Genomic DNA, 13515 nt, shown 5'->3' on the forward strand with positions numbered 1-13515 from the left:
CCCGTCCATCCCCGGAACGAGGGAGTACGAACCATGAAGCGATCCACCACGCTCCTCGCCACCGCCGGCATCATCACCGCCGGAACCGTGGCCCTTCAGCTCCTCGGCGGCGCGGGCACGGGCGGCTTCGACCCGTTCACCGATGTCTCGTTCGGCCACGTCGGCCAGCCGTTCACCCCGGCGGGCACCGGCGGACTTCAGTAGCCGGGAGGTAACGCGGCGAACATATCGCGGGTCACCGCGACCGCGTTGTCGGAACTGCCGCCCTTGACCAGCAGGGTCGCGAAGGCCATATCACCGCGATAGCCGACGAACCACGAATGCGACCCGCCGTCCACCTCGGCCTCACCGGTCTTGCCGTAGACCTCGCCCTGATCCCGGATCCGCTCCGCCGTACCGCCCGTCACCACCTTGCGCATCATCATGCGCAGCCCCTCGACCACCTCGGGCGCGAGCGCGGGCCGCTCCCCCTCCACCGTCGTCTCGCGCCCCGCGATCAGATAGGGCGTGGGCGCGGACCCGTTCGCGATGGCCGCCGCCATCAGCGCCATACCGAACGGGCTCACCACCACCTTGCCCTGCCCGATACCGTCCTCGGTGCGCTGCACCATGTCCTCGGCGGGCGGCACCGACCCCGACGTGGTGGGCAGGCCGACCACCGAATAGTCCTGGCCCACCCCGAAGCGCGCGGCCGCCACGTGCAGCGCATCGGCGGGCAGTTCGCTGGCCAGCTTCGCGAACGAGGTGTTGCAGGACCGTTCGTAAGCGGTCGCCATCGGCACGCTGCCCACGCTGAACATGTTGTAGTTGGGGATGGTCCGCTCCCCGATGACGATGCTGCTCGGGCAGGGCAGCACGGTGTCGGGGGTGGCGGTGCCGTGTTCCATCGCCGCGGCCGCGGTGACCGTCTTGAAGATCGAGCCCGGCGGGTACTGCCCGATCGTGGCGACCGGCCCGTCCCGGTCGGCCGCCGCGTTCTGCGCGACGGCCAGGATCGCGCCGGTCGACGGGCGGATCACCACCATCATGGTCTGTTCGGTGCGCGGTTCCACGGCCCGCTGCGCGGCGTACTGGATGAACCGGTCCACGCTCAGCGCGAACGACGGCGCGGGCCGCGAGGGCACCTCGGTGAGCACCGAGGTGTCCGCGCCGTTGGCATTGCGCGTCACCACGCTCCACCCGGCCTTGCCGTCCACCTCGGCGATGACCGTCTTGCGGACCTGCGTCATGAGGTCGGGCGCGAACTCGCGGTCGGTGGCGACCATGTCCCACTCCTGGGTGAGCGTCACCCCCGGCAGGCCGATGAGGTCGGCGCCGACCCGGTTGTACTCGACCTCGGTGAGCAGCAGGACGGTGTAGGGGCCGGCGGCGGTGCGCGCCGAGTTCAGGACGGCCTCGGGGGTGAGGCGTTTGTCGAACGGGCGCAATGCGGTGGACAGCCGGGTGGCGACCGCGCCCGCGTCGGTGGCCTGGGTGGCGTCGAAGGTCACGCGGGTGACCTTGCCGGGGACCAGGACGTCGCTGCCGCCCTGTTCGTTCACCCGGGCGCGCGGGGCGGGATTCGAGCGCAATTCCATGGTCTGGGTGTCGCCGAGTTCCGGATGGATGTTCGACGAGGTCCACCGCACCGTCCAGCGGCCGCCACTGCGACCCATCTGCAACTGTCCGGTGTAGGTCCAGACGCGGTCCTTGGGCAGCTGCCACTCGTAGGTGTAGTCGACGGTGGCGGTGTCACCCGTCACGCGCGCCGCGCCCGTGCGGGCGGACAGGCTCTCGGCCTGCAAGTTCTCCCACGCGGAAGTCATTGCGGCCAGGGCCTTCTCGGGCTGGCTGGTCTGGTCGGCGGCGCGCTGCAGATCCCGGTCGGCGAAGGCGGCGACGAAATCGTCGGCCGCGGGCGCGGGGCCCTGCGGACCGGTCGAGCACCCCACACCGGCCACGGCCAGCACCGCCACGAGGAGCGGGAGGAACAGTCGAGTCGCCATAACGGCCCGATCGTAACGGCCCCGACCGATCGGACCGGAAAGGCGCGCTGAGCGGGGCGGCTGCCGAATTCTCCGGCGCGTCAGTCCAGCAGCACGGTCGCGAAGGTGGCGATCTGGCGGAACCCGACGCGACCGTATGCGCGCCGCGCCACGGTGTTGTAGTCGTTGACGTACAGGCTGGCCGTACGACCCGACGCGACCACCGCGTTCGCGACGGCTGCGGCACCCGCCGTGCCGAGGCCGCGCCCGCGGCGATCCGGGTGCACCCACACGCCCTGGATCTGCCCGGTGCGCTTGGACAGCGAGCCGACCTCCGCCTTGAACACGACCTCACCGTCGTCGAAACGTGCCCAGGCGCGGCCGGATTCGATGAGGCTCTGGATGCGGCGGCGATAGCCGCGCCCGCCGTCGCCGGCCCGCGGATCGACGCCGACCTCCTCGATGAACATCGCGATGGCCGCGCTCAGGTAGCGATCCAATTCGTCGGGGCGGGCGCGGCGCACCTGCGGATCGGCGGCGACCAACGCCGGCTGGGCGAGCGCGAGCAGCGGCTGGGTACCGCGCAGCTCCCGCGCCGGACCCCACTTCTCGCTCAGCATCTCCCACAGCGGCAGCGCGAGTTCCTGGCGGCCCACCACCGACGAGCACACGCGCGGCCACCGGCCCGCGCGATCGGCGAAGGCGCGCAGGGCGTCCTGATCACCGCGCAGCGGCACCAGGTTCGCGCCCGAGTAGCACAGGGATTCGGCGGGCCCGCCGCGACTCCACAGCTCCCCGGCGCCCGTGTTCGCGGCCAGCCCGAATTCCTGCAACCTGGCGGCGATCATGCACGAGGCGATCGGATCCGCATCCAGCACGCGCAGGACCTGCGCCAGATCCCGATTCGCGAGCTGCCGCGCGGGGGCGTACTTGGCCCGTCGCGTCGGCTCCAGCAGACTCCGCACACCGACAGCCTGCCACGAACCGGAAGGTTCCGGTACGGGTATTCGAAAACCGCAGGTGAGGTGGATCAGCCGACGGTGACGACGGGCTCGCCGCCCGGCGCGTCCTCGCCCATCTCCTCGGCGATGCGCAGGGCTTCCTCGATGAGGGTCTCCACGATCTGGTGCTCGGGCACCGTCTTGATGACCTCGCCCTTCACGAAGATCTGGCCCTTGCCGTTGCCGGACGCGACACCCAGATCGGCCTCGCGCGCCTCACCGGGACCGTTCACCACGCAGCCCATGACGGCCACGCGCAGCGGCACCTCCATGCCCTCGAGCCCCGCCGTCACCTCGTTGGCGAGGGTGTACACGTCCACTTGCGCGCGGCCGCAGGACGGGCAGGACACGATCTCGAGCTTGCGCGGGCGCAGGTTCAGCGACTGCAGGATCTGGCCGCCGACCTTGATCTCCTCGACGGGCGGCGCGGACAGCGACACGCGGATGGTGTCGCCGATGCCCTCGCTCAGCAGCGCGCCGAACGCGACGGCCGACTTGATGGTGCCCTGGAACGCCGGACCGGCCTCGGTGACACCGAGGTGCAGCGGGTAGTCGCACTGGGCGGCCAGCTGCCGGTAGGCCTCCACCATGATCACCGGGTCGTTGTGCTTGACGGAGATCTTGATGTCGCCGAAGCCGTGCTCCTCGAACAGGCTCGCCTCCCACAGCGCCGACTCCACCAGCGCCTCGGGGGTGGCCTTGCCGTACTTCTCCATCATCCGCTTGTCCAGCGAACCGGCGTTCACGCCGATGCGGATCGGGATGCCCGCCGCGCCCGCCGCCTGCGCGACCTCTTTGACGCGGCCGTCGAACTCCTTGATATTGCCGGGGTTCACGCGGACCGCGGCGCAGCCCGCGTCGATGGCGGCGAAGATGTAGCGGGGCTGGAAGTGAATGTCGGCGATCACCGGGATGGGCGATTTGCGCGCGATGGTCGCGAGCGCGTCGGCGTCCTCCTGGCGCGGGCACGCCACCCGGACGATGTCACAGCCCGAGGCGGTGAGCTCGGCGATCTGCTGCAGCGTCGCGTTCACGTCGTGGGTCTTGGTGGTGGCCATCGACTGCACGGAGATCGGGTGGTCGCTCCCGACGCCGACACCGCCCACCATCAGCTGGCGGGTCTTGCGGCGGGGCGCCAGCACAGCCGCCGGAGCGGACGGCATCCCCAGTCCGATTGCGGTGGTCACTTTCGGCTGCCTACTTTCCTACGTCTGCGGGCCGTTCGATTACCGAGCTTAGTCGCGTGCGCGGGACCACCACCGTGTGACTCCCACGACAAGCGGCCGGTGTTGGCCCCACCCCGGATGCCCGCGACAGGATACAGGGCGTGGGCGAACTCAGGGAAACAGCCGGATCGGGTTGACGATGTCGGCGGTCAGGGTGAGCACCATGTACGCGCCGCCCAGCACCACCGCCACATAGGTCACGGGTAGCAACCTCAGATAGTCGACGGGGCCGCCGGGCGCCAGACCGCGCCAGCCGCGAATGGTGTTGCGGATCTTCTCGTACAGCACGACCGTGATGTGCCCGCCGTCCAGCGGCAGCAGCGGCAGGATGTTGAACGCGCCGAGGAAGAAGTTCAGGCTGGCCAGCATCAGGACGAACATCTCCCAGACGCCGGCCTCGGCGCTCTCGCCGCCGATGCGGCTGGCGCCGTAGATGCTGACCGGAGTCTCGGGATCGCGCTCACCACCGGTGACGGCATCCCACAGCGCCGCGACCTTGGCGGGCATCTGCGCCAGCGCCTGGAAGGTGCGCACGAACAGGTCACCGGTGAACGAGGCGGCCGCCGGGATGGCGGGCAGGAAGCCGTAGGGCTCCATCCGCGGCTGCTCCAGGATGACGCCGACAGAGCTCACGTCGGCGCTGGTGCCGTCCTCGGCGTAGCGGAGCACCTTCTGCGGCGTCACCGTGACCTGCAACGATTCGCCCGCGCGGCGCACGGTGTAGGTGATCGGGCCCTCGTGCTTGCGGGTCTCGGCGGTGAACTCGCCCCAGGTGCTCACGGCGACGCCGTTGACGGCGGTGACCTCGTCGCCGAGTTGCAGCCCGCCCGTCTGGGCCGGGCCCGCGCCCTCACAGGGCGCGAGCGTGCCGTCGGGCAACTCGTCGGACACACACTGCAGCGCGCCCACCACCGGCGCGCGGTCGGCGGCGGGCGGCGCGTCCAGCTGCGGCAGACCCCAGCCCACGGCCAGCACCACGATGAGTACGAAGCCGAGCACGAAGTTCATCGCGATGCCGCCCGACATGACGAACACGCGCTTCCACGTGGCCTGCCGGTACATGGCGCGATCCAGATCCTCCGGGGGCACTTCGTCGAGCGCCGTCATGCCGGAGATATCGCAGAATCCACCCAGCGGAATCGCCTTGAGCCCGTACTCGGTCTCACCGCGCTTGGTCGACCAGAGCGTCGGCCCGAAGCCGACGAAGTAGCGGCGCACCTTCATGCCGGTGGCCTGCGCCGCCCACATGTGTCCGCATTCGTGCAGGGCGACCGAGATCAGGATGCCGACCGCGAACAGCACGAAACCCAAGGCGAACACCATATTGCTCTCCAGTCCTCCTGCGTCGCGCAGCCCATGAATCGTCCCGCGCACGCGTCCGGCGCGGTCGCGAGCACCCCGACCACCCTAACGGGGCCGCGCCCGCACGCATGGCCCAGTCTGCCAGCACCCGCTTCGGCGGGCGCGTCGGCGTCCGGGCTCAGGCCCGCACGAGACCGCGCGCGAACTCGCGCGCCCAGGCGTCGGCGGCCAGCACATCGGCGAGGTCGCGCGGTTCGGCCCGCCATTGATCGGCGGCCTCCACGGCCCGCGCCACGGTGCGCACGATCCCCGGGAACGAGATCGCGCCGTCGAGGAAAGCCTGTACGGCGATCTCGTTGGCCGCGTTGTAGACCGCGGTGACGCTGCCGCCCGCCTGCCCGGCGCGGCGGGCCAGTTCGACCGCCGGGAACACCGCATCGTCCACGGGCTCGAAGGTCCAGGTCGCGGCGGTGCCGAAATCGCAGGCTGGCGCGGCGCCCGGCACCCGGTCGGGCCAGCCGAGGGCCAGCGCGATCGGCAGCTTCATATCGGGCGGACTGGCCTGGGCGAGCGTGGACCCGTCGGTGAAGGTGACCATCGAGTGCACGATCGACTGCGGGTGCACGGTGACGTCGATGCGGTCGTAGGGGATGCCGAACAGCAGGTGCGTCTCGATCAGCTCCAGGCCCTTGTTCACCAGCGATGCCGAGTTCAGCGTGTTCATCAGCCCCATCGACCAGGTGGGGTGTGCCTTGGCCTCGGCCGGGCTCACCGATTCGAGCATCTCGGCGGTCCACCCGCGGAACGGGCCGCCCGAGGCGGTCAGCACCAGCCGGCCCACCTCCTCGGCGCGGCCGCCGCGCAGGCACTGCGCCAGCGCCGAATGTTCGGAGTCCACCGGCACGATCTGGCCGGGCGCGGCGGCGCGCGTCACCAGGGAACCGCCCGCGACCAGCGACTCCTTGTTGGCCAGCGCCAGCCGGGTGCCGGATGCCAGGGTGGCCAGCGTCGGTTCCAGGCCGAGCGAGCCGACCAGCGCGTTGAGCACCACATCGGCCTCGGTGCGGCGCACCAACTCGGTGACGGCCTCGGGTCCGGCCAGCTCGATGTCCAGCGCCTCGGCGGCGGCCGGATCGGCCAGCGCGACGTTGCGCGTGCCCGTGGCCGCCATCTGCGCGGCGAACAGCGCGGTGTCGCCGCCGCGCGCGGCCAGGCCGACCACCTCGAACCTGCCGGGATTGGCGGCGATGACCTCGAGCGCCTGGGTTCCAATGGATCCGGTGCTGCCCAGCAGCAGGACTCTCACGATGTCGGACACCCCGTCATTGTGTCCTACCGCCGCACCCGCCCCGCGCGGCCCGACTTCCAACGACGCGGCGTCGTATGTCACGATATGCGGCACAAGTCCGAGTTCGTACCGATACCGGTACCCGAACAGCCGAGGAGCGATCGTGGCCGCCACGGATATCGAACCCGCCGACACCGAACGCGGCATCGTCACCAAGGTGGACCCCGCCGAAGTCCCCTCCGCCGCCTGGGGCTGGAGCGGTGAGGCGCCCCGCACCTTCCGCGTGGCGGCCTGGATCGTGGCGCTGATCCTGCTGGCCATGCTGATCGGCAACCACTCCGGCCAGGTCGAGAACCTGTACCTGGTGGGCTTCGCGCTGGCGATCTTCGGCATCCTGATCTACGACAAGATCTGGCGCCGCAAGCCGCGGTAGCGCTTCGTCGCGAACACGCCGGTCCGCGAACGGGATTCGCGGACCGGTCTCAGCGGCCCCGCCGCTTGACCTGCTTCTTCGCGGGTTTCGCCGTCGATTTCCGCGCCTTCGCCGGTTTCTTGGCGGCCGCCCCGCGCTCCTTGTTCTGCCTGCCCGCAGGCGCGCGCGAACTGCGTGCCGACCGTCCGCGCACCACGCCCACGAACTCCTCCACCAGATCGGTGGTCCGGTCGGCGGGCCAGGCCAGCGCGATCTCGGTGTCGGGATGATCGGTGACCGTCCGGTAGACGAGGTCGCGCCGCGCGTGCAACCGGGCGATCGAATGCGGGACGATCGCCAAACCCACACCGGCGGCGACCATTTCGAGGATCACCGCCGCCTGGTCCACATCGCTCGCGTCCTGCATCCGCTCGTCGGCCAGATCGGCCGCGCGTACCTCGGTGAACAGCGAGATCTCGTGTTCCTTGGGCACCACCACGACCGGGAGTTCGCGATACAGCGGAATGGCGTCGATCCCGTCGCGCTCGATCGGCAGCCGCACGAAGCACATGTCGACCAGGCCCTCGCGCAGCGCGGTCAGCTGGTCGGCCGCCGCGATCGGGACCGTCTCGAGCGGCGTCTCGGCGAACCGGTCCGCCCAGATCCGCTCCCACTTCGACACCGTCACGCCCGGTACGAATCCCACACGCAGGGACCGCGATTCGGGATCGGCGGGCGAAGTGCTCACAGCGCGAGCGAGGATCTCGCGCGCCGCCGCGAGGGTGTCCCGACCGGCCTCGCTGAGCTGGGTCGGCGTGACGTCCGGGGCGAACAGCTCCACCCCGAGTTCGTCCTCCAACTCGACAACCGTGCGGCTGAGCCGCTGCCGGGAGATGCCGAGCGCCCGCGCCGCCCGCGCGAAGTGCAGTTCCTCGGCCACCGCGACGAACCACCGCAGACGCTCGGCGTCGATCGACTCGAGCGGGCTGGTTCGCGCACCGGGTTCACTCACCCGACAAGCCTAGGACACCGCGCGCACCGGCCCGCGCACGCGGCCCAGTAGGCTCTAGCGGTGAGTTCCGACCAGAAACCGCAGATGATGAAGCCGCTGACGGCGGCCAACAAGCTCGGCATCCACCTGCCCGCCGCGCCCGAGGAGTTCCGGAACTCCCCCCTCTCCCGGGCCGATCTCGAGCGGCTGCGCACCGATCCCCCGGCCTGGCTCACCGAGCTGCGCCGCACCGGACCGTTCCCGCGCGACATCACCGCCCGCAAACTGGGCGTCACCAACAGCGGCCTGGCCCGCGCGGGCGTATCCGACGCGCTCACCGCCGACGAGATCGCCGCGCTGCTGGCCGACCCGCCGGAGTGGCTGGTGCGCGAGCGCGAGAATTACGCGGCAGTGCAGCAGGAGAACGAGCGGATCGAAGCCGAGCGGGCCGAGCGGCGCGCCGCGAGCAACCGGCCGCCGAAGAACCGCTTCGGCCCGGCGGAGGGCGGTCAGAGCGGGGCGTAGCGGACCTTCTGGATCAGCTCGGCCGAGGCCTCCGGGCCACCGTAGGCGGGTGAGAAGGTGAGGACCCAGCGCTCGCGCGACGGATCGTCGTACGTCGTGACGATCATCGGATAGGTGTAACTCCCGTACGACTGGTACTGGAACAGGCGGTCGGTGCGGTTGCCCACGATCATCGGCTGGCCGTCGGATTGCGCTGTCGCCGAGAATGTCTCGACCGCCTCGCGCGCGTCGGCCGCCGATTCGTAGGTGTAGAACGTGTAGGCCAGCTCGGCGTCGCCTTCGAGCAGGCACTCCCAGCGCGCCTGCCAGAAGTCGAACGCCGCGAGGTCGCCTTCCTCGTCGTAGAAGCTCTCCCAGCGTGACGCCGGGCGGCAGCTCGCGCCCTCGTACCCCTTCCCCGCGTTGTTATCGCTCGGCAGCATCTGGGGGAAGGCGGCCGAGAGGGCCGCCAGATCCTGGTGCCCTCGCGACCGGCCGGTCACCTGGGACACCCAGGTCGTCTCGTCGTTCCACGCCCACACGGCGACCGCCGTCACGAGCAGCATGATCACCAGGCCGAGGATGCCCAGCACCTTCATCGCACCGGACCGGCGCGGGGCCGGCGGGCGATAGGCCGGGTAGCCGGGCGCCGAACGCGCGAGGTACGGGTTCGCCGGTGCCTGCCGCGCGCGATACCCCGGGTACGGATCGGCATGCGGCACAGGTGATTCCTGTGGCACGCGAGCTCCGGAATGTACCCGAGGGTCCGCATGGGCTCCGGGTGGGTGCGGGGCGGGTCCCGGTCCGGCCGCGTAGTGACCAGCGGGTGCTTGTGCGGGATTCGCGCCGGGTGCCGGGGCGCGGTAGGCGGCGGGTGACTGCGCGACCTGCCCTCGATCGCCGGAGGCCGGTGGCCCCTGGTGGGCGGGGGCTTGATACGCGGACGGCGCGACCACCGGCATCGGACGCGGAGCCGATTGCGCCGCGACGGGATTCGGCCCGAGCATCGCCTGTCGCACGGCCTCGGCGAACTCGACGCAGGTCTCGAACCGCTCCGACGGGCGCTTGGCCAGCGCCCGGTGCAGCACCCCGTCTAGCGCCGGCGGCATACCGTGACGCACCGAGCTCAGCGCGGGCGGCGGTCTGCGCAAATGCCCCTGAATGACGGTGACGGCTTGCGGGGCCTCGAACGGCGCTTCACCGGTCAGCAACCAGAACAGCGTGCACGCCAGCGAATACTGGTCGGTGCGGTGGTCGAGTTGCGCGCCGGTGAGCTGTTCGGGTGAGGCATAAGCCAGGGTCGCGGTGAAAGTGCCGGTCTGGGTGAGATGCGCGGCGTCCTCACGCGGCCGGGCGATGCCGAAGTCGGTGAGCAGCACCCGCTCCTGGCCCGCCGAGCGGGCGAGCAGGATATTGGCCGGTTTCACGTCGCGGTGCAGCACTCCCATCGCGTGGGCGAAATCGAGCGCCTTCGCCGTCTCCAGCACGATCTGGGCGGCGCGCGGCGGCGGCAGCGTGCGGGGGTCCACCGTGGAGGCGTCCACGCCGTCGATGTACTGCATCGAGATCCACAGCTGTTCGTCGTCGATGCCGCGGTCGAAGACGGCCACGATATTGGGGTGGTCCAGCTGGGCGACCAGATCGGCTTCACGTTCGAAGCGGGCGCGGATCTCCTTGTCGGCGAACAGTTCCCGGTTCAGCAGCTTGAGCGCGGTGCGCCGGGGCAGCCGCGGGTGCCGCGCCAGGTAGACCGCGCCCATCCCGCCCTGGCCGAGCAGGCGTTCGATGGTGTATCCGGCGAAGACGTCACCTGGCTGAAGCAATGGTCCCCTCTGGACGCAGTTCCCCGGCGTGGTCCGCCGGGCCTCCGGTTCATCGGCCTCGACGCTACTACCCGCGTTCCGATCGCGCGGGGCCGGACAGAGGACGGCCCGGGATCCGCGCGTCGCGAACCCCGGGCCGGCGGGAGCGCCTTACTGGTTCTCGGGCGCGTTGATGCGGTTGTGGAAACCGATGCCGATGGCGATCGCGGCGGGCACACCGGTGAGCACCAGGCCCGCGGCCGCCCCGAGCGGGATGCCGACGGCGGCACCGGCGAGGCAACCGGCGATACCGGTCGCGCCACCCAGCGCGAGCACCGGGATACCCAGCACCAGGCCGCCGACCGCGCCGATGGCGCAGCCGCCGAAGCCACCGACCAGGGTGCCGACGAGGGTGCCGATGGCCGTGACGATGCCGAACTGCGTGGCGGCGGCCGAGACCGCGTCGTCGAAGGCGTCCTGGCGGACCACGTCGCGCAGCAGGCTCGACGGGCGCGCCGAGGCCGGGTCGGTGTTCGGGGTGAGCACGGCGCGCAGGCCGTCGACGCTCGCGGCGATCGGGTACTCGAGATCGTTCAGCGTGTAGCTCAGCGGGAAGCCGACCACCACGTTGCCCTGATCGTCGCGGACCTGGAGCTGGTTGTCGGCGGTGGTGAGCGAGCCCGCGTCGGTCTCGACGACGACCGAGTCGCCCTCGAGGGCGGTCTTCCAGCCGATGCTCGGCAGCACCTGGGCGATGCCCTGGTCGACACCCTCCAGGAAGGACGGGATGACGGGGGCGGGAGCGGGGGCCGGGGCGGCGTGGGCGGTGCCGGTGACGACGCCCAGCGCGGCAATGGCGAGGACCGAGGTCGCGGCGACAGTACGGAACTTCATCAAACTTCGTGCTTTCCCTAGTGAGCGCTGCCCGGTGCGGGCGTGGATTCCCGGTTCGGAAATCCCTGGTCAAGTGTCCACGTGTTTGTTGCTGAGAAGTAACGAAAAGTTTCGTAAGAACCCAAAACGGACGCGAACAGCACCGATCCACCTGGAGTGATAGCCGAACTACACCCGCACAGGCCCGCATTCCGGCAATCTCTCAGCGTTACTCATGATCTGCGCCACAGCGCCGCCCCGGGATCGTGTTCGCCCGCAGGGAATACCCCATAGGGGTATATTGCTGTTCGCGTCGACCGCACGGCGCCGCGATCGGAAAGGGCCGACCCGATGTTCACGTCACTGTTCGCCAACCGCGACTACCTGCGACTGTTCATCGCGCAGGTGTCGGCGCTGTTCGGCACCGGGCTCACCACGGTCGCGCTGGGCCTGCTCGCCTACGAACTCGCGGGCGCCGACGCGGCCGCCGTGCTGGGCACCGCGCTGACCATCAAGATGGCGGTCTACGTCACGGTCGCGCCGCTGGTGGCGGCGCACGCGCACCGGCTGCCGCGCAGGCCGTTCCTGGTGGGACTCAACGCGATCCGGGCCGGCGTCGTGCTCGCACTGCCGTTCATCGACCAGATCTGGCAGATCTACGTGCTGATCGCGGTGCTGCAGACCGCGTCCGCCGCGTTCACGCCGACCTACCAGGCCGTCATCCCCGACATCCTGCCCGACGAGCGCGAGTACACCAGGGCGCTGTCGGCCGCACAGCTGGCCGCGACCATGGAGACCCTGCTCAGCCCCATGCTGGCCGCGGCGGCGCTGACCGTGATCAGCTTCCACTGGCTCTTCGTCGGCACCGCCGTCGGCTTCGTGATCTCGGCCGTGCTGGTGATCACCACCCGGATTCCCGATTCGACCGCGACCGCGGCGGGCACGTTCACCGACCGGATCGCCGCGGGCGTGCGGATCTTCCTCGCGACACCGCGGCTGCGCGGGTTGCTCGGACTGAATCTCGTTGTCGCGGCGGCGGGTTCGGTGATCATGGTGAACACCGTGAACTACGTGCGCGACACGCTGGGCGGGACGCAGTCCGGTGTGGCGATATTGCTGGCGGCCAACGGCCTCGGCACGATGGCCGTCGCGCTGACCCTGCCGCGCCTGCTGGATCGCGTGCCCGAGCGGCCGGTCATGCTGGCCGGTGGCGCGACCTTGCTCGCCGGGCTCGGCGCGGCCGTCGCGCTGTCGTTCGCGAGCGGCGGCGAGTGGCGATGGACGGCGGCGCTGGCCGTCTGGGCCGTGGTCGGCGCGGGGACGGCAGCGGTGCTCACGCCGACCGGACAGGTGCTGCGCCGGTCCTCGCACCCCGGCGACCGGCCCGCGCTGTTCGCGGCGCAGTTCTCGCTCTCGCACCTGGCCTGGCTGGTGACGTATCCGATCGCCGGGTGGCTCACCACGGCCGCCGGCCTGACCGTCACCTGGGCGACGCTCAGCGCGTTCGCCGTCGCGGGAATCGCCGCCGCCCTGCGTTTCTGGCCGAGCGACGACCCTACCGAGATCACCCACCTGCACGAGGTGGGCACCGTGGACCCGGACATCCTCGTCGACGCGGTCCGCGTCGACGACCGGTTCTACCAGCACACCCACCCCTACGTGATCGACCGCAACCACCGCCACTGGCCCACCACCGGCAGCAGCCCGGTGATGCTCGCGTAGCGCGGATCACATACCCACCCCTGGTATATACCCCCTAGGGGTATTAGAGTCCGAGACGGACCACGAGGAGAAGAGGACGATATGAACGCGCATACCGGACATCAGGACCACGGTGGACACGGTGCCGCGGGCGGGAGCGCTGATCGCCAAGTGGTGCAAGCCGATACGAGCGACGCTGCCGGTCACGGCGAGCAAGCCGATCACGATGCTCACGGTGCTCACGGCGGCCAGGGTGGTCATGCCGAGCACGGTGACAAGCGCGGTCATGGCGAGCACAGCGGTCATGGCGAGCACAGTGGTCACGCCGAGCACAGCGGTCACGGCGAGCATGACGGTCACGCCGAGCACAGCGGCCATGCCGACCACAGCGGCCATGCCGACCACGGTTCTCACGCCGCCCACGACGGGCACGCCACCACCGAGTTCCCCG

At 70.5% G+C, this 13515-nt stretch carries 13 protein-coding genes; 4 read left to right on the plus strand and 9 right to left on the minus strand.

Going from position 1 to position 13515, the window contains the following annotated elements; translation table 11 throughout:
* The first annotated feature begins 33 nt into the window (after window positions 1-33).
* A complete protein-coding gene (locus OHB21_RS35075) occupies window positions 34-204 on the plus strand; it encodes a hypothetical protein (protein WP_157115886.1) in 171 nt (56 codons plus the stop codon).
* Here OHB21_RS35075 and OHB21_RS35080 read toward each other — a convergent pair.
* From OHB21_RS35080 to dxr, 5 genes are all read right to left on the minus strand, one after another.
* Window positions 198-1985: a penicillin-binding transpeptidase domain-containing protein gene (locus tag OHB21_RS35080; protein ID WP_195126268.1), complete on the minus strand. Its 1788-nt coding sequence runs from the start codon at window positions 1983-1985 to the stop codon at window positions 198-200. The two genes, OHB21_RS35075 and OHB21_RS35080, sit on opposite strands and share 7 nt — an antisense overlap.
* 80 nt (window positions 1986-2065) lie before the next feature.
* Window positions 2066-2929 (minus strand): GNAT family N-acetyltransferase, encoded by an 864-nt coding sequence (locus OHB21_RS35085; RefSeq protein WP_084538150.1) that lies wholly within the window; start codon window positions 2927-2929, stop codon window positions 2066-2068.
* A gap of 65 nt (window positions 2930-2994) precedes the next feature.
* Window positions 2995-4152 carry a flavodoxin-dependent (E)-4-hydroxy-3-methylbut-2-enyl-diphosphate synthase gene (ispG, locus tag OHB21_RS35090; RefSeq protein WP_067513841.1) on the minus strand — a complete coding sequence of 386 codons (1158 nt, stop codon included), beginning with the start codon at window positions 4150-4152 and terminating at the stop codon, window positions 2995-2997.
* Between the two features lie 150 nt (window positions 4153-4302).
* Entirely contained in the window at window positions 4303-5514 is a 1212-nt protein-coding gene (locus OHB21_RS35095) for a M50 family metallopeptidase (protein ID WP_067513840.1), read from the minus strand.
* Between the two features lie 157 nt (window positions 5515-5671).
* The gene (dxr, locus tag OHB21_RS35100; protein WP_067513848.1) at window positions 5672-6811 is read right to left on the minus strand and encodes a 1-deoxy-D-xylulose-5-phosphate reductoisomerase; all 1140 of its coding nucleotides are present in this window, start codon (window positions 6809-6811) and stop codon (window positions 5672-5674) included.
* Between the two features lie 133 nt (window positions 6812-6944).
* Between dxr and OHB21_RS35105 the strand changes: the two genes are divergently transcribed.
* The gene (locus OHB21_RS35105; RefSeq protein WP_067513839.1) at window positions 6945-7214 is read left to right on the plus strand and encodes a DUF2631 domain-containing protein; all 270 of its coding nucleotides are present in this window, start codon (window positions 6945-6947) and stop codon (window positions 7212-7214) included.
* Window positions 7215-7263: 49 nt separating this feature from the next.
* Here OHB21_RS35105 and OHB21_RS35110 read toward each other — a convergent pair whose 3' ends face one another.
* A complete protein-coding gene (locus OHB21_RS35110; RefSeq protein WP_324192293.1) occupies window positions 7264-8205 on the minus strand; it encodes a LysR family transcriptional regulator in 942 nt (313 codons plus the stop codon).
* 60 nt (window positions 8206-8265) lie between these two features.
* Here OHB21_RS35110 and OHB21_RS35115 point away from each other — a divergent pair, with 60 nt between their 5' ends.
* Window positions 8266-8709 carry a DUF5997 family protein gene (locus OHB21_RS35115; protein ID WP_195126267.1) on the plus strand — a complete coding sequence of 148 codons (444 nt, stop codon included), beginning with the start codon at window positions 8266-8268 and terminating at the stop codon, window positions 8707-8709.
* On the opposite strand, the gene OHB21_RS35120 is transcribed toward OHB21_RS35115, so the two are convergent.
* Window positions 8694-10511, minus strand: a complete 1818-nt coding sequence (locus OHB21_RS35120; RefSeq protein WP_195126266.1) for a serine/threonine protein kinase — start codon at window positions 10509-10511, stop codon at window positions 8694-8696. The genes OHB21_RS35115 and OHB21_RS35120 overlap by 16 nt on opposite strands.
* Window positions 10512-10661: 150 nt before the next feature.
* Entirely contained in the window at window positions 10662-11384 is a 723-nt protein-coding gene (locus tag OHB21_RS35125; RefSeq protein WP_067513835.1) for a hypothetical protein, read from the minus strand.
* A gap of 330 nt (window positions 11385-11714) precedes the next feature.
* On the opposite strand from OHB21_RS35125, the gene OHB21_RS35130 reads away from it, so the two are divergent.
* Window positions 11715-13085, plus strand: a complete 1371-nt coding sequence (locus OHB21_RS35130; protein ID WP_195126265.1) for an MFS transporter — start codon at window positions 11715-11717, stop codon at window positions 13083-13085.
* A 6-nt stretch (window positions 13086-13091) separates the two neighbouring features.
* Here the strand turns inward: OHB21_RS35130 and OHB21_RS35135 are convergent, their stop codons facing one another.
* Window positions 13092-13460: a hypothetical protein gene (locus OHB21_RS35135; RefSeq protein WP_195126658.1), complete on the minus strand. Its 369-nt coding sequence runs from the start codon at window positions 13458-13460 to the stop codon at window positions 13092-13094.
* Window positions 13461-13515: the final 55 nt, after the last annotated feature.

The organism is Nocardia puris, from assembly GCF_036051655.1.
Lineage (GTDB): Bacteria > Actinomycetota > Actinomycetes > Mycobacteriales > Mycobacteriaceae > Nocardia > Nocardia puris.